The sequence below is a fragment of the Pseudomonas sp. PDM17 genome, assembly GCF_014851985.1.
GTDB lineage: Bacteria > Pseudomonadota > Gammaproteobacteria > Pseudomonadales > Pseudomonadaceae > Pseudomonas.
In genome coordinates this window covers 131,924-147,919 of record NZ_JACVAT010000005.1, presented here as the reverse complement: position 1 = coordinate 147,919, position 15,996 = coordinate 131,924, and the positions used below count along the sequence as shown (strand labels likewise).

Here is a 15,996-nt window from a genome sequence, read left to right as displayed (position 1 = left end):
GGAAAAACACGAGTGATCCACCGCGGGTGCTAACGGAACGATCACGCACAGGATGGCCATGAGCAACAAGGACACCCCACCACCCTCCCCCATCGCCAGCCGCATGATCCAGCCGCGCTTCGGCGAACTGGTGCAGGGCTGTCGTCAGTTGGCGATGAATCATCTTGCCGAGCTCCTGGGTTGTGTCTTCGCCCAGGTGGACGACACGCTCTTCGAGTGCGCCGAGAAAGCCGAGAACAATCAGGTTCAGGCCCTGTTCTTCGACGCCATGCGCGAAGTCCGCCGCGAGCGGCCGAACCTCGAGCGCTCCTACCACCAGCGAATCGCCCAGGGCCTCAGCGACTTCCTCGAAGGCAAGCTGCCCCTCGTGGAGCCGCTGGAAGAACTGGACGTGGACCAGCTGACCCTGGTCGGCAACGACGAATATGAAGAGACGCTGCTGGTGACCAACATGGTCAACCAGGTTCGCGCCCACTGCGCCCAGCAGCTGTTCGCGCTGGATCAGCGCCTGGCGCTGCTCAACAACGGCAGCAAGCTGGGCGAGGACCGCAACCCCTTCGGCCCGCAGGCCATCGCCCAAGCGTTCCGAGACACCCTGGCGCGCAGCGTTTTCCCGCTGCGGATCAAAACCATCCTTTATGTGCTGTTCGATCAACAGGTCATGCAGCACCTGCAACCTTTATATGAACAGCTGAACAAGCGCCTGGCCGACGGCGGCGTACTACCGAACCTGAAGTACCGGCCGCAGGGCCAGCGCCAGGCATCCCCGCCCACTCACCGCCCGGCAGCGACCGAAAAAATCACCGCGGCGACGGAAGGCGGCAGTGCAACACCATCGCCCTACACCGCCGGTGACCTGCCGGATATGCCTCCGGGCGACCGCAACGCCCTGTTCGGCGGCCTCGCGGTGCTGCTCGCCGAGCACCGCCGGCGCGGCGACAAGGCCACGCTGTTCGGTAACACCCAGAGCATCGTCAGCTTCGGTCCGAGCTCGGCCACTACGACCTATAGCGCCAACGAACTGCTGGAGGCGCTGAACCGCCTGCAGCGCGAGTCTGCCCACGAATTGGCCCACCGGTTGCGCCAGCCGCAGCCGGTCGATGCGCTGAAGGCCGACCTGCAGCGCCAGCTGGAAGCCGGCAGCGCGCAACCGAGCAACACCCGACTGACCGACCAGGAAGCAGACGTCATCGACCTGGTGGGCATGGTGTTCGACTTCATCCTCGATGATGAGAACCTGCCCGACAGCTGCAAGACCACCCTTTCCCACCTGCACACGCCCTTCCTCAAGGTGGCGCTACTGGACAAGCAGCTGTTCACCCAGCATCACCACCCTGCGCGCAAGCTGCTCAACGCCATGGCCCAGGCCGGCGTGCTGTATGGCGGCGAGGGCGAGGAGCGCGCCCTGCTGGCGAAGATGCACTGGGTGGTCGAGCGGGTGATCCAGGATTTCGTTGGCGACCTGTCGTTGTTCGACAACCTGCTGGGCGAGTTCAACGAGTACATCACCAACCTGCGACAGAAGGTCGAACTACGCGAACGCCGCGCCATGGAGGCTGCCCGTGGCCGCGACCGCCTGCTGGCCGCCCGCGAGCACGCGCTGGACGCCATCGCCAAGGTGACACAGGAGCGCGACCTGCCAGAGCTGGTACGCAACTTCCTGGAAATGAGCTGGTGCGATGCTCTGACCTTCATCGTGCTACGCAGTGGCGAGCACAGCGACGAATGGAAGCGCGCCTGCGAAGTAGGAGAACAGCTGGCCTGGAGCGTGACGCCGCTGGATGCTGCCGGCCGCGATCATCTGCAAGCGATCCGCCTGGCCCTCCTGGAGGAGCTGCGCAAGGGCCTGGAAGTGCTGGGCGGTTACCACGAGGACGGCATCCGCCGGCTACTGCAGGATCTGGTTGCCTGCCAGCACGCGATCCAGGCGCAGCAGCCGCAGATCGCCGCGCAACTGAAACAGGAGCTGCCGGAGAGCCCGCTGGGCGCCATGCTCGGAGCCGAGGGTCATGCCCTGATCAAGCCCAACGGCGAGGCGCTGTCCGAGCGCGTGCGGGTCTTGATGAAGGAGCTGAGCCACCTGGAGTTCGGCACCTGGTTCGAATTCAGCGACACCACACCGGCGCGCCGGCTCAAGCTGTCGTGGTTCAGCCCGACCACGCGCAACTACATGTTCGTCGACCACACCGGGCAGCGGGTGGCGGTCAAACCGATAGTGCAGTTGGCCCAGGAGATGGAAGCCGGCAAGGTCCGCCTGGTACCGACGGAACAGTCCGCCCCGCTGATGGATCGTGCGCTGAGTGCGATCTACCGCGTCCTGCAACGCTTTACTTCCGGGCGCAGCCCGGCACAGACCTGAAGGAGCAGTCGATGAGTGAACGTCGCCAGCATAGCCGGCAGCAGACCGGGCTGACCGTGGAAGTCTTCGACCGGCACTCCGGGCGCAGCCTGGGCCGGCTCGCCGACCTGTCCGCCGAAGGGTTCATGCTCTGCGGGGTGGACGTGCCGGAGGCCGATTCGGTCTGGGAGTGCCACCTGGTGCCGGCGCCGCCGCTGGACGAGATCGGCGAAATCCAGCTCGGCGCCGATTGCCTGTGGAGTCGCGCCGGTACTGACGGCCAACTGGGCTGGGCGGGTTTCCACATCATCGATATTGCCGAGGATCAGGCGGAGCTGATCGAGCAACTACTGGTCCTGCTCGGCGGCGCCCGCGAGACGGGCTGATTGCCGGAGTCCACCTGCAGGAGCGCGCCCCCCGGCTCGCGAGCAAGCTCGCACCTACAGTAGAGCCAAAGAAAAAGCCCGCCAATTGGCGGGCTTTTTCGTGGAGCATGGATCAGGAGAAGACGATCTCGTCGTTCTCGACCTTGGCGTGGATCTGCGTGCCAGGGTTGAACTTGCCGGCCAGGATCAGCTGCGCCAGCGGGTTCTCGATCCAGCGCTGGATCGCGCGCTTGAGCGGCCGCGCGCCATACACCGGGTCGAAGCCCACGGCGATCAGCTTGTCCATGGCTTCGTCGCTCAGCTCCAGGCTCAGCTCGCGCTCGGCAAGGCGCTTGCGCAGGCGGCCCATCTGGATACGGGCGATGCCGGCGATCTGCTCGCGGGCCAGCGGCTCGAAGACCACCACTTCGTCGATCCGGTTGATGAATTCCGGACGGAAGTGCGAATTCACCGCATCCATGACCGCCGCATGCTGGGCTTCTCGGTCGCCGACCAGCTCCTGGATCTGCGCCGAACCGAGGTTCGAGGTCATCACTACCACGGTGTTGCGGAAGTCCACGGTACGCCCGTGGCTGTCGGTCAGGCGCCCGTCTTCGAGCACCTGCAGCAGCACGTTGAAGACATCCGGGTGGGCTTTCTCGACTTCGTCGAGCAGCACCACGGAGTACGGCTTGCGGCGCACGGCCTCGGTCAGGTAACCGCCTTCTTCATAGCCGACGTAGCCCGGAGGTGCGCCGATCAGACGAGCCACGGAGTGTTTCTCCATGAACTCGGACATGTCGATGCGCACCAGCGCTTCCTCGGTATCGAAGAGGAATTCGGCCAGGGCCTTGCACAGCTCGGTCTTGCCCACCCCGGTCGGGCCGAGGAAGAGGAACGAGCCACTGGGTCGATTGGGGTCCGCCAGGCCGGCACGGGAACGGCGCACGGCGTTGGAGACGGCCACCACGGCCTCGTGCTGGCCGATGACGCGCTTGTGCAGCTCGTCTTCCATGCGCAGCAGCTTCTCGCGCTCGCCTTCGAGCATCTTGGGCACCGGAATGCCGGTCCACTTGGCGACGACTTCGGCGATTTCCTCGTCGGTCACCTTGTTGCGCAGCAGCTGCTTCTCGGTCTGGCCATGCTGGTCGACCATCTGCAGGCTGCGCTCCAGGTCCGGAATGGTCTGGTACTGGATGCGCGCCATGGTTTCCAGGTCGCCCTTGCGCCGCGCGGTTTCCATTTCCTGCTTGGCCTGCTCAATCTTCTGCTGGATCTGCGCGGAACCCTGGACCTCGGCTTTCTCCGATTTCCAGATTTCCTCGAGATCGGCGTACTCGCGCTCGAGCTTGGCGATGTCTTCTTCCAGCTTGGCGAGGCGCTTCCGGGTGGCCTCGTCGTCTTCCTTCTTCAGCGCCTCACGCTCGATTTTCAGCTGGATCAAGCGGCGATCCAGGCGATCGAGTTCCTCCGGCTTGGAATCAATCTCCATGCGGATGCGGCTGGCGGCTTCGTCGATCAGGTCGATGGCCTTGTCCGGCAGCTGGCGGTCGGTGATGTAGCGGTGGCTGAGCTTGGCCGCGGCGATGATCGCGCCGTCGGTGATGGTCACGCCGTGGTGTACTTCGTAGCGCTCTTTCAGGCCACGCAGGATGGCGATGGTGTCTTCCTCGCTCGGCTCATCCACCAGGACTTTCTGGAAGCGGCGCTCCAGGGCCGCGTCCTTCTCGATGTACTGACGGTACTCGTCCAGAGTGGTGGCGCCCACGCAGTGCAGCTCGCCACGGGCCAGGGCCGGTTTGAGCATGTTGCCGGCGTCCATGGCGCCTTCGGCCTTGCCGGCGCCGACCATGGTGTGCAGTTCGTCGATGAACAGGATGATCCGGCCTTCCTGCTTGGACAGTTCGTTGAGGACGGCTTTCAGGCGCTCCTCGAACTCGCCGCGGAACTTGGCGCCGGCGATCAGCGAGCCCATGTCCAGCGCCAGCAGGCGCTTGTCCTTCAGGCCGTCGGGCACTTCGCCGTTGACGATCCGCTGGGCCAGGCCTTCGACGATGGCGGTCTTGCCGACGCCGGGTTCGCCGATCAGCACGGGGTTGTTCTTGGTACGGCGCTGCAGGACCTGGATGGTCCGGCGGATTTCGTCGTCACGACCGATCACCGGATCGAGCTTGCCGTCTTCGGCGCGCTTGGTCATGTCGACGGTGTACTTGTCCAGCGCCTGGCGCGAGTCCTCGGCGTTCGGGTCGTTGACCGCTTCGCCGCCGCGCAGGTTGGCCACGGCATTCTCCAGGGCCTTCTTGGAGACGCCCTGGCTGGTCAAAAGCTTGCCGAGCTTGGTGCTGTCGTCCATGGCGGCGAGCAGCACGAGCTCGCTGGAGATGAACTGGTCGCCCTTCTGCTGGGCCAGGCGGTCGGCCTGGTTGAGCAGGCGCGCCAGGTCCTGCGACAGGTTCACGTCGCCGGTGGGGTTCTGGATCTTCGGCAGCGTGTCCATCTCCTTATTGAGAGAGGAACGCAGCGCCGGGATATCGAAGCCGACCTGCATCAACAGGGGCTTGATGGAGCCGCCCTGCTGCTCGATGAGCGCGGACAGCAGGTGCACCGGCTCGATGGCCGGGTGGTCATGTCCGACGGCCAGGGACTGGGCATCGGAGAGTGCAAGCTGGAGCTTGCTGGTCAAACGGTCGATTCGCATGAGGGTCGTCCTTCCTTTCTAGAGCGGGCCGGAGCGATGAGTGCCCCTGGTCACGACTAACCCGCCGGGATGCCAGATAGATAAGGACGATTTTGGTCGGTTCAAGCCATTTGGCCATGACACCCGTCAGTTAGTGCCTTCGAAAGGACCTCCGGAACGGAGTTGAACCGGCAGGAGCGAGCTTGGTCGTGAACCTCGCCTGACACAAAGGTATCCGGCTGTTCGCGAGCAAGCTCGCTCCTACAGACAGACTGTCAGGCCAGCCAGATCAGGCTGGCCAGGCGGCCGGTACGCGGGCTGCGGCGGTAGGAATAGAAACGCTCGATATCAGTGAAGGTGCAGAAATCCCCACCGTAGACGGCAGTCACCCCCTTCGCCGCGAGGCGGATGCGCGCCAGCTCGTAGATGTCGGCCATGAATTTGCCGGCGTTGGCGCTGGGCACGAAGGCGCGCGCAGCTTCGGCGTGGTCTGCCAGGAAGGCTTCACGCACTTCGGGGCCGACTTCGAAGGCCTGCGGGCCGATGGACGGGCCGAGCCAGACCAGCAGCTCAGCCGGTGCGACGGCCATCGCGTCCACGGTCGCCTCCAGCACGCCGCTCGCCAGCCCGCGCCAGCCGGCATGGGCAGCACCGACACGGGTCCCCGCGCGGTCGCAGAACAGCGCCGGCAGACAATCGGCAGTCATGATGGTGCAGGCGATTCCCCGCGTGGCGCTCCAGCTGGCATCCGCGGTGGCAACGGCAGACGGGTCGGCCTCGACCACATCGATACCATGTACCTGGCTCAACCAGGCCGGCTGGCAGCCCAGTTCGGCGGTCAGCCGGCGACGGTTCTCGGCCACCGCAGCCGGCTCGTCGCCGACGTGGTCACCGAGGTTGAAGCGGTCGAAAGGCTCGACGCTGACGCCGCCGGCACGGGTAGTCACGCAGGCGCGGACGTTCGCCGGAGCCGGCCAGTCAGGCGTCAGCCAGGGGGTCATACGAAGGACTCGTTGTCCTGCCGCAGCAGGCTCAGCAGCCAGGTGAAGTCATCCGGCAGCGGCGACTCCCACTTCATGCGTACGTTGGTGGCCGGGTGATCCAGCTCCAGGAAGCGCGCGTGCAGTGCCTGGCGCGGGAAATCGCGCAGCGACTCGACGAGGGTCGGGCTGGCCCCCGGCGGAATGCGGAAACGCCCGCCGTAGGTGGGGTCGCCCACCAGCGGGTGGCCGATGTGCGTCATATGGACGCGGATCTGGTGAGTACGCCCGGTTTCCAGCTTCACCCGCGTGTGGGTGTGCGCCCGGAAGCGCTCCAGCACGCGATAATGGCTGATGGCGACCTTGCCGGTCTCGATCACCGCCATCTTCTGGCGCTGCACGCCATGACGACCGATGGGTGCGTCGACGGTGCCGCCGGCTACGATCACGCCGGTGACGATGGCTTCATAGATGCGGCTGACGCTGCGCGCCTGCAACTGGGCGACCAGGTTGGTATGCGCTTCGAGAGTCTTGGCCACCACCATCAGGCCGGTGGTGTCCTTGTCGAGGCGATGCACGATGCCGGCGCGCGGCACGTTGGCCAGATGCGGCACGTGGTGCAGCAGCGCGTTGAGCAGGGTGCCGTCCTGGTGGCCGGCGGCGGGGTGAACCACCAGGCCGGTCGGCTTGTCGATGACCAGGATGTGGTCGTCTTCGTAGACGATGTCCAGCTCGATGTCCTGGGCAACCCATTCGCCCTGGGCCTCCAGCTCGACGTCCAGTTCAAGGCGCGAGCCGGCGTGGACGATGTCGCGTGGACGCAGCACGGCGCCGTCGACCTTGAGACAGCCGTCCTTGATCCAGCCAGCCAGGCGGGAGCGGGAGTGGTCGGAGAAGAGCTGGGCGGCGACCTGGTCGAGACGCTGACCACCGAGGTCGAACGGCACTTCTGCCGCGAGTTGGATGATATTGGACATGACGGGACACGAAGGGCGCGCGGCCTTTTGGTTCGGCAGCACGCTGTGGTTAAATACGGGGCCTTTGTCCCAGGGGTATCCCTGGGGCGCCAATCATAACAGACGGTTGCGGCCGCGACAGCCGACCGTCCAGGGACGCAACTCGCCATGCAAGTGAAACACCTGCTGCTGATCGCCATCCTCGCCTTCGTCACCGCCTGCTCCTCCAAGGGCGAGAAGGTGGATGAGAACCTGAGCGAAAGCCAGCTGTACCAGCAGGCACAGGACGACCTCAACAACAAGAGCTACACCAACGCCGTCGCCAAGCTGAAGGCGCTGGAGTCCCGCTATCCGTTCGGCCGCTATGCCGAGCAGGCGCAGTTGGAGCTGATCTACGCCAACTACAAGAACATGGAGCCCGAGGCCGCCCGCGCCTCCGCCGAGCGCTTCATCCGCCTGCACCCGCAGCACCCGAACGTCGACTACGCCTACTACCTCAAGGGCCTGGCTTCCTTTGACCAGGACCGAGGCCTGCTGGCGCGCTTCCTGCCGCTGGACATGACCAAGCGCGACCCGGGCGCCGCCCGCGACTCCTTCAACGAGTTCGCCCAGCTGGTCAGCCGCTACCCGAACAGCCGCTACGCCCCGGACGCCAAGGCGCGCATGATCTACCTGCGCAACCTGCTGGCGGCCTACGAAGTGCACGTCGGTCACTACTACCTCAAGCGCCAGGCCTATGTCGCCGCCGCCAACCGTGGCCGCTACGTGGTCGAGAACTTCCAGGAAACCCCGGCCGTCGGCGATGGTCTGGCGATCATGGTCGAGGCCTATCAGCGCCTGGGCCTGAACGACCTGGCCGATTCCAGCCTGGAAACCCTGAAGGCGAACTACCCGGACAACGCCAGCCTCAAGGATGGCCAGTTCGTTCCCCGTGAAGACGAAGCCGACAACCGCTCCTGGCTGGCCAAGGCCACCCTGGGCCTGATCGAGACCAACGATGCCCCGCCGCACATGGAAACCCAGGCATCCAAGGACGTGATCAAGCAGTACGAAGACGCCGAACAGCAGATTCCGGCCGAACTCAAGCCCGAGAACCAGAGCGACGTGCAGGAAGAACAGCAAGAGTCCGAAGGCAACGCCGGCAGCAGCGACCGCTCCTGGTTCAGCTACATGACCTTCGGCATCTTCGACTGATACCGGCAGATACGAGTAAAAGGGAGGCTTCGGCCTCCCTTTTTCATTCGGGCAAAGCACCGGCGCCTCTGCCCCATGATCTGGCGGGTGCGCGCACGGGCTCACTGTGCGGCGCCGCGTGGCTTGGATAAACTGCCGCTCTTTACGCACAAGGGATTGCCATGACCCGTCTGCTGTTCTGGATCGCCCTCTTCGCCTTCGGCTGGTGGTTGTGGCGCAAAGCTACCCGGCCGGCCCGCCCTGTCAAGAAGCCCAAGGGCGACGACCCCGCCGCACCGATGGTCCGCTGTGCGCAGTGCGGTGTGCATGTGCCGCAGACCCACGCCCTGCAGGACGAGAGCCAGTGGTACTGCAGCCGCGCGCACCTCGAACAGGACCGCAACGACCGTGGTCGCTGAAGGCATCTCCCTCACGGGGCAGGGCCTGCGGGTCCTGCGCCTGTACCACCTGTACCGCCTGACCATCGGGCTGGTGCTGGTGCTGCTGATCTCCAGCAGCCTGGACGATGAGCTGCTGAAACTGGCTCACCCCGAACTGTTCCACGTCGGCTGCTGGATCTACCTGGTCCTCAACATCCTGATCGCGGTGCTGATGCCAACACCGCGCCATCTCTTGCCGATCTTCCTCCTGGCGGCGCTGGACATACTCCTGCTCAGCGCCCTGTTCTATACTGCGGGCGGCATTCCCAGCGGCATCGGCAACCTGATGGTGGTCGCCGTGGCCATCGCCAATGTCCTGCTGCGAGGCCGCATCGGCCTGCTCATCGCCGCCATCGCCGCCATCGGCCTGATCTACCTGACCTTCTACCTGAGCCTTAGCCAACCCACGGCCATCAACCATTACGTGCAGGCAGGCGGACTCGGCGCCCTGAGCTTCGCCTCAGCCCTGCTGATCCAGGCCCTGGCACGGCGCCAGCAGGTCGTCGAAAGCATTGCCGAGCAGCGCGCCACCACGGTGGCCAACCTCGAAGAGCTGAACGCACTGATCCTCCAGCGCATGCGTACCGGCATCCTGGTGCTGGGCGATCGCCACCGAGTGCTGCTGGCCAACCAGAGCGCCACCACCCTGCTGGGCGGGCATGACCTTCCCGGCCACTCACTGGCCGAGTACAGCCCGCAACTGGTCTCCAGCCTGCAGCAGTGGCAACAGAATCCCGCCCTGCGCCCACCGAGCCTGCAGCCCATGGAGTCCGGCCCGACCGTGCAGCCAAGCTTCATCCCCCTTCGCCGCGACAACGAACAGCACATCCTGATGTTCCTCGAGGACATCTCGCAGATCGCCCAGCAGGCCCAGCAGCTCAAGCTCGCCGCCTTGGGCCGACTGACCGCGGGCATTGCCCATGAGATCCGCAACCCGCTGGGCGCCATCAGCCATGCAGCGCAGTTGCTGCTGGAGTCCGAAGAACTGGACAAGCCCGACCGGCGCCTGACGCAGATCATTCAGGATCAGTCGCGGCGCATGAACCTGGTCATCGAGAACGTCCTCCAGCTGTCGCGCCGGCGCCAGGCTGAGCCGCAACTGCTGGACCTCAAATACTGGCTACACCGCTACGCCGGCGAGATGCGCGAGAGCCTGCGCGAGGACCAGCAGATCCATGTGGAAACCGGCCCGGGCACCGTGCAGACACGCATGGACCCGCATCAGTTGACGCAGGTACTGACCAACCTCGTGCAGAATGGGTTACGGTACAGCACGCAGAAGAACGGCACCGGCCAGGTGTGGCTGCGCCTGTTCCGCGACAGCGAGACCGACCTGCCTGTTCTGGAAGTGCTCGATGACGGTCCCGGCATCGCTGCCGATCAGCGGGGGAAGCTGTTCGAGCCGTTCTTCACCACCGAAAGCAAGGGCACCGGCCTTGGCCTGTACATCTCTCGCGAGCTGTGCGAAAGCAACCAGGCCCGACTGGACTACAAGACGCGTGACGAAGGCGGCAGCTGCTTCCGCCTCACCTTCGCTCACCCGCGCAAACAAAGCTAAGAAGACGCAAAGAGCATGAGCCGTCAAAAAGCCCTGATCGTCGACGACGAACCCGACATCCGCGAGCTGCTGGAGATCACCCTCGGCCGCATGAAGCTGGACACCCGCAGCGCCCGCAACGTCAAGGAAGCCCGCGACTTCCTGGCCCGCGAGCCCTTCGACTTCTGCCTCACCGACATGCGCCTGCCCGATGGCACCGGCCTGGACCTGGTGCAGTACATCCAGCAGCGCCATCCGCAGATGCCGGTGGCGATGATCACCGCCTTCGGCAGCCTCGACACCGCGGTGCAGGCCCTCAAGGCCGGCGCCTTCGACTTCCTGACCAAACCGGTGGACCTTGCCCGCCTGCGCGAGCTGGTGAATTCAGCCCTGCGCCTGCGCTCGCCGGAGGCCGAGGAGGCGCCGGTGGATAGCCGTCTGCTGGGTGATTCGCCGCCCATGCGCACCCTGCGCAACCAGGTGGCCAAGCTCGCCCGCAGCCAGGCGCCGGTGTACATCAGCGGCGAATCCGGCAGCGGCAAGGAGCTGGTGGCCCGACTGATCCACGAGCAAGGACCGCGCGAGACCCAGACCTTCGTACCGGTCAACTGCGGCGCCATTCCCTCCGAGCTGATGGAAAGCGAGTTCTTCGGCCACAAGAAAGGCAGCTTCACCGGTGCCGTGGAAGACAAGCTAGGGCTGTTCCAGGCGGCCAACGGTGGCACGCTGTTCCTCGACGAAGTCGCCGACCTGCCACTGCCGATGCAGGTCAAGCTGCTGCGCGTCATCCAGGAGAAGGCCGTGCGCGCCGTGGGCGGCCAGCAGGAGGTCGCGGTTGACGTGCGCGTCCTCTGCGCGACCCACAAGGACCTGGCCGCCGAAGTGGCGGCTGGCCGATTCCGTCAGGACCTCTACTACCGCCTGAACGTCATCGAACTGCGGGTTCCGCCGCTGCGCGAGCGCCGCGAAGACATCCCGCTGCTGACCGACCGTGTCCTCAAGCGCCTGGCCGGAGACAGCGGACTGGCCGCCGCGGCGGTCAGCGCCGATGCGCTGGAGAAACTCAAGAGCTACCGCTTCCCCGGCAACGTGCGGGAACTGGAAAACATGCTGGAGCGCGCCTATACGCTCTGCGAGGACGATGTCATCCAGCCTCATGACCTGCGCCTGGCCGAAACCAGCACGGCGGACAGCGGTGGTGACGCGAGCCTGGCGCAGATCGACAACCTCGAGGATTACCTCGAAGACATCGAGCGCAAGCTGATCATGCAGGCTCTGGAAGAGACGCGCTGGAACCGTACCGCGGCGGCGCAGCGCCTGGGGCTGACCTTCCGCTCCATGCGCTACCGCCTGAAGAAACTGGGGATCGACTGATCCCCGACCGGTCTCAGACGATGGGCGTCGCGACCAGACGCCCTGCCGGCGCGTAGGGCGCCGCTTCGATGATCGGCTGCCGCTTCTGTATCAGGTCCGCCAGCAACTGGCAGGACGCTGGCGCCAGCACCAGGCCGTTGCGGTAATGACCGGTGTTCAGCCACAGCCCCGGGTGACCGGGAACCTCGCCAATGAAGGGAATGCCCTGCGGCGAGCCCGGACGCAGCCCCGCCCAGTGATTTACCGGCTCCATGCCTGACAGTGCGGGAATCAGCGCTTCCGCCGATGCACGCAGGCTGCTCAGGGCCTCGGCCGACGGAGTCTTGTCGAAGCCGGCAAACTCCAGCGTACTGCCCACCAGAATGTGCCCATCGCGACGCGGAATCGCGTAACGACCTTTGGCCAGCACCATGCTGGAAAGGAAGTCCGGGGCGCAGCGATAAAGAATCATCTGTCCCTTCACCGGCTCAACCGGTAGCTCGAGCCCCAGCTTTGCCAGCAACTCACCGCTCCAGGCGCCGGCCGCCAGCACCACCGAGTCGGCAGTGAAGTCACCCTGCGCCGTGCGGACGCCCGTCACGTTATCGCCCTGCTTCAGGAAACCAGTTACCTCGACCTGCTCCTGCACGATCACATTCGGCAGCTGAACCAGCGCCTGGCGAAGCGACTTGGCCAGGCGCGGGTTGCGCACATTGGCCACGCCGGACATGTACACCGCGCGCTCGAAGCCCTGTCCCAGTACCGGGACAGCCTCCTGCACAGCGCCTATATCCACTTCCGAAAGCGGGCGACCATGGGTCCTGGCCCACGCCAGGGCTTCGGCCTGGTCGTCCAGGTCCAGCCAGTAAAGGCCAGTGACGTGCACTTCCGGATCGAGGCCGGTATCCGCGAGCAGTTGCTCGCCCAGTTGCGGATAGAAATCCTGTGACCAGTGGGCCAGGTTGGCGACCGCAGCACTGTAGCGCCACGGATAGAGCGGCGAGACGATGCCGCCGCCGGCCCAGGACGCTTCACGCCCGGTCTCGCCCTTTTCCAGCAGCACCACCTCGGCGCCCGCCTGCCCCAGAGTCCAGGCAGTCAGCATGCCCACTACTCCACCGCCCACCACGATCATGTCCGGCATACCACGCCCCACATCACAGGAAAATCAACGGCCCATTGCCGGCCGCACACTATACCGGGCATGAACCTTCGAGGGAGCAAGACGGAAGTCGGTGCGGCATCGGACCGCTCCTACAGCCCCTACCCCACTCGCTGACAGGCACACCGTAGCCGGCGCCCAATACTTGTCGCTCCTCAACTACCCGGAAGCGAACCATGGCCAGGGAACGACCCAATATCAGGGAGATGGGCTTCACCCTCGTTGAACTGCTGTTCACCCTCGCGATACTGGCGATCGCACTCTCCATCGCAGCCCCCAACTTCAGCGAACTGCTGCAGAACCAGCGGGCAAGCACGGCCACCCACGAACTGCGCAACGCCCTGGACTTCGCTCGTGAATCGGCCGCGCACAGCGGACAATCGATCAGCATCGCAGCAACCGGCGGCGACTGGGCCGCCGGCTGGGAAATTTTCGCCGATGCCGGTAATAGCGGCGTCCGCGCCCCACAACAACTTCCACTCGCAGCCCACGGCCCCCTGAGCGGTATCCACATCCACACCGACAGCACCTCGCGGCGCTACCTCCACTTCACCCCGCTCGGCAATGCCATCCAACCCAACGGCGCCTTCCACTCCGGCACGCTGACGCTCTGCGGCGCGGGCCGAGCGAGTTATCACATCGTGTTCAACAAGGCGGGGCGCATACGCACCGAGTCCGGAAATACCGAGGACTACTGCCCCCGCTGACCGACTTCTCACACCTTGCGCGACGGGTTTCACATAACCTCGGAAGGCATGACCGAACGTCCCCCCAATACGAACGGTCATCTATAGAAAAAAGACATTTCCCACACGACTAGGCAACATCGCCGCTATCGAAAATGTGAGGAATGCGTCCATGTCGCGCCCCAGGGCATCAGCGGGATTTACGCTGATCGAGTTGATGGTCGTGGTGGCGGTCGCCACCATTCTGGCGACCATCGCCATACCCAGTTTCCGTACCTTGATGCTGAACAACCAGATCTCCAGCCAGACCAACATGGTGATCGGGTTGCTGCAATCGGCGCGTAGCGAAGCCATTACCCAGCGCAGCATCGTGCGCGCCTGCGGTAGCAGCGACGCAGGAACCAACCCGGACATCTTTAGCTGCAACAGCAACAGCTGGGAGGCCGGCGCGATCGTTTTCCGCAGCCCGGACGCCACAACGACGTCAGTCGCGCGGGCCGCCGTGATCCGTGTACTGCCACCCAACACCAGCGGCCTGACCCTGCGCAGCAGCGGCACCCTGACCTTCAATCCGAACGGGACCCTGACCACCGCTGCAACGCTTCGGGTCTGCGACTCACGAGGCACTGAAAGCTCGCGCGCCGTCACCCTGAACATCGCTGGCGTTGCCACCAGCGGAGCAAACGGAACATGCCCATGACCCAACGTCGCGAGGGTGGCTTCACCCTCATCGAAGTGCTCATCGCCCTTCTGGTCCTGGCCATCGGGCTGCTGGGCATGGCCTCGCTGACCATGACCAGCCTGCAAAGCAACCAGGGCGCCTACCTGCGCGGCCAGGCCAGCATGCTTGCCTATGACTATGTGGAGCGGATGCGTGGCAACTCGGCTCAAGCGCTGCTGGCCACCTCCCCCTATGTGATCAGCCTGACCTCCGGCGCGACCCGGACCAACCCGGACTGCCGCACCAAGACCGCTGGTTGCACGGCTTCGGAACTGGCCAACCAGGACATCTTTGACTGGTGGGGCAACCTGCAGGCCGCGATCCCCGGCTCCGGCGTCACCGTCACCAAAGCGAACACCAATGAGTACCAGGTCGTCATCAGCTGGACCGAGTCCGACGCGCAGCAACACAGCACCGGCTCTCAGGCTCAGAACTTCACGCTGCGGGTGAACCTATGACTACCAGGCAATACTCCTACCGGCAGCAAGGGCTGTCGATGATCGAACTGATGGTGGCGCTGCTCCTCAGCTCGCTGTTGCTGCTCGGCGTACTACAGATGTTCAGCAACAGTTCTGCGTCGGACAAGACCAGCAGCGCGCTGACCCGTGTGCAGGACAGTGGCCGGGTCGTCCTCGACCTTGTGTCTATGGATGCCCGCCGTGCGGGCTATCAGGGCTGCCAGTTGCCCAGCAGCGTCGTGACCGTCAGCAATGGAGTTCAGTTCCCTCGCGACGCGGTCACCACCACCAACGGTGTGAACACCAGCGTGCGTTTCAACTACGCCACGACCACCACCACCTCGGTGGCCATGCCCGGCATCAACAAAACCTGCACTAACCAGACGCTGTACCTCTACTCCGTCACCTACAGCAACTGCGCCAACGGCACCTCGATCTGCATGAACTCCAGCACCAGTGGTGGCGACCAGACGATAGTCGATAACGCCACCATCACCGCCATCACCCTGGGCTTCGAATCGGGAGGCAAGATCGTCTGGAAAACCGCAGGCAGCATCAGCACCGCAGAAGCCCAGAGCGCCGATCGCGTGCAACTGAGCATCACCGCCATCGATTCTGCGCAGAACATTTCCCGCAATTTCACCGGCACCGTCGAGCTGAGGAACCGGCTATGACTTCATCCAAGACCCAACGCGGCATGGCACTGCTGGTCAGCCTCGTACTACTGCTGATTCTCACCGTGCTGGCGATTGCCATGGCCAGTAACTCGACCCTGCAGCAGCGCGTCTCGGCCAACGCCCAGCAACAGAACATCGCCTTCCAGGCGGCGGAGAGCGGCCTGCAGTTCTGGGTGAACCGGTTCGCCCAGAGCGGTGTCGCCCCCACCAACGGCACCTCCATCGCGGTGGAACCAACGTCGGGCAACTCTGGTTCGGCGCAGGTGAACCTGAATGCCAGCTTCATCGAATGCGCCAAGTTCATTCCAGCGCAGAGCCTGAGCGTCGCTGCCGGCACCCTGACATACACCTGCTACCAGGTGAGCAGCCAGGCCAAGGCTTGCAAGAACCTGAGCAGCTGCGATGTCACCAGCTCGGACGGCCAGGCGCGTGCCCTGCATCGCCGCAGCTACATCCAGGCCACCCACCTCTAA

Annotated in this window: 15 protein-coding genes; 11 read left to right on the top strand and 4 right to left on the bottom strand. The window is 64.7% G+C overall.

Features of this window, described 5'->3' with window-relative positions:
- Positions 1-58 precede the first annotated feature (58 nt).
- Together IB256_RS18930 and IB256_RS18925 are read left to right on the top strand one after the other, a co-directional pair.
- The gene (locus IB256_RS18930) at positions 59-2,359 is read left to right on the top strand and encodes a DUF1631 domain-containing protein (protein ID WP_192290178.1); all 2,301 of its coding nucleotides are present in this window, start codon (positions 59-61) and stop codon (positions 2,357-2,359) included.
- Between the two features lie 11 nt (positions 2,360-2,370).
- A complete protein-coding gene (locus IB256_RS18925; protein WP_045217284.1) occupies positions 2,371-2,724 on the top strand; it encodes a PilZ domain-containing protein in 354 nt (117 codons plus the stop codon).
- A gap of 112 nt (positions 2,725-2,836) precedes the next feature.
- Here IB256_RS18925 and clpB read toward each other — a convergent pair whose 3' ends face one another.
- From clpB to rluD, 3 genes are all read right to left on the bottom strand, one after another.
- A complete protein-coding gene (clpB, locus tag IB256_RS18920; protein WP_192403663.1) occupies positions 2,837-5,401 on the bottom strand; it encodes an ATP-dependent chaperone ClpB in 2,565 nt (854 codons plus the stop codon).
- A 254-nt stretch (positions 5,402-5,655) separates the two neighbouring features.
- The gene (gene pgeF / locus IB256_RS18915) at positions 5,656-6,381 is read right to left on the bottom strand and encodes a peptidoglycan editing factor PgeF (RefSeq protein ID WP_192403661.1); all 726 of its coding nucleotides are present in this window, start codon (positions 6,379-6,381) and stop codon (positions 5,656-5,658) included.
- Positions 6,378-7,337 (bottom strand): 23S rRNA pseudouridine(1911/1915/1917) synthase RluD, encoded by a 960-nt coding sequence (gene rluD, locus IB256_RS18910; RefSeq protein ID WP_192290183.1) that lies wholly within the window; start codon positions 7,335-7,337, stop codon positions 6,378-6,380. Before rluD ends, pgeF begins: the two co-directional genes overlap by 4 nt.
- Positions 7,338-7,484: 147 nt before the next feature.
- Here rluD and IB256_RS18905 point away from each other — a divergent pair, with 147 nt between their 5' ends.
- The 4 genes from IB256_RS18905 (at position 7,485) to IB256_RS18890 (ending at position 11,840) form a co-directional block, all read left to right on the top strand.
- A complete protein-coding gene (locus IB256_RS18905; protein ID WP_192290185.1) occupies positions 7,485-8,510 on the top strand; it encodes an outer membrane protein assembly factor BamD in 1,026 nt (341 codons plus the stop codon).
- Between the two features lie 155 nt (positions 8,511-8,665).
- Positions 8,666-8,908 (top strand): PP0621 family protein, encoded by a 243-nt coding sequence (locus IB256_RS18900; protein ID WP_285886784.1) that lies wholly within the window; start codon positions 8,666-8,668, stop codon positions 8,906-8,908.
- Positions 8,898-10,487 carry a sensor histidine kinase gene (locus IB256_RS18895; protein ID WP_192403659.1) on the top strand — a complete coding sequence of 530 codons (1,590 nt, stop codon included), beginning with the start codon at positions 8,898-8,900 and terminating at the stop codon, positions 10,485-10,487. Before IB256_RS18900 ends, IB256_RS18895 begins: the two co-directional genes overlap by 11 nt.
- 15 nt (positions 10,488-10,502) lie before the next feature.
- Positions 10,503-11,840 (top strand): sigma-54-dependent transcriptional regulator, encoded by a 1,338-nt coding sequence (locus tag IB256_RS18890; RefSeq protein ID WP_192290191.1) that lies wholly within the window; start codon positions 10,503-10,505, stop codon positions 11,838-11,840.
- 13 nt (positions 11,841-11,853) lie between these two features.
- Here IB256_RS18890 and thiO read toward each other — a convergent pair whose 3' ends face one another.
- Entirely contained in the window at positions 11,854-12,963 is a 1,110-nt protein-coding gene (thiO, locus tag IB256_RS18885; protein ID WP_192403657.1) for a glycine oxidase ThiO, read from the bottom strand.
- A gap of 194 nt (positions 12,964-13,157) precedes the next feature.
- Between thiO and IB256_RS18880 the strand changes: the two genes are divergently transcribed.
- The 5 genes from IB256_RS18880 (at position 13,158) to IB256_RS18860 (ending at position 15,996) form a co-directional block, all read left to right on the top strand.
- Complete coding sequence (locus IB256_RS18880) at positions 13,158-13,688, top strand: GspH/FimT family pseudopilin (protein ID WP_192403655.1); 531 nt, start codon at positions 13,158-13,160, stop codon at positions 13,686-13,688.
- A 151-nt stretch (positions 13,689-13,839) separates the two neighbouring features.
- The gene (locus tag IB256_RS18875; RefSeq protein ID WP_192290195.1) at positions 13,840-14,367 is read left to right on the top strand and encodes a GspH/FimT family pseudopilin; all 528 of its coding nucleotides are present in this window, start codon (positions 13,840-13,842) and stop codon (positions 14,365-14,367) included.
- Positions 14,364-14,846: a type IV pilus modification protein PilV gene (gene pilV / locus IB256_RS18870; RefSeq protein ID WP_192290197.1), complete on the top strand. Its 483-nt coding sequence runs from the start codon at positions 14,364-14,366 to the stop codon at positions 14,844-14,846. The genes IB256_RS18875 and pilV overlap by 4 nt, the downstream gene beginning before the upstream one ends.
- Positions 14,843-15,520, top strand: coding sequence for a PilW family protein (locus IB256_RS18865; RefSeq protein WP_192290199.1), 678 nt, complete (start codon positions 14,843-14,845; stop codon positions 15,518-15,520). The genes pilV and IB256_RS18865 overlap by 4 nt, the downstream gene beginning before the upstream one ends.
- Positions 15,517-15,996, top strand: a complete 480-nt coding sequence (locus tag IB256_RS18860; RefSeq protein WP_192290201.1) for a PilX N-terminal domain-containing pilus assembly protein — start codon at positions 15,517-15,519, stop codon at positions 15,994-15,996. The genes IB256_RS18865 and IB256_RS18860 overlap by 4 nt, the downstream gene beginning before the upstream one ends.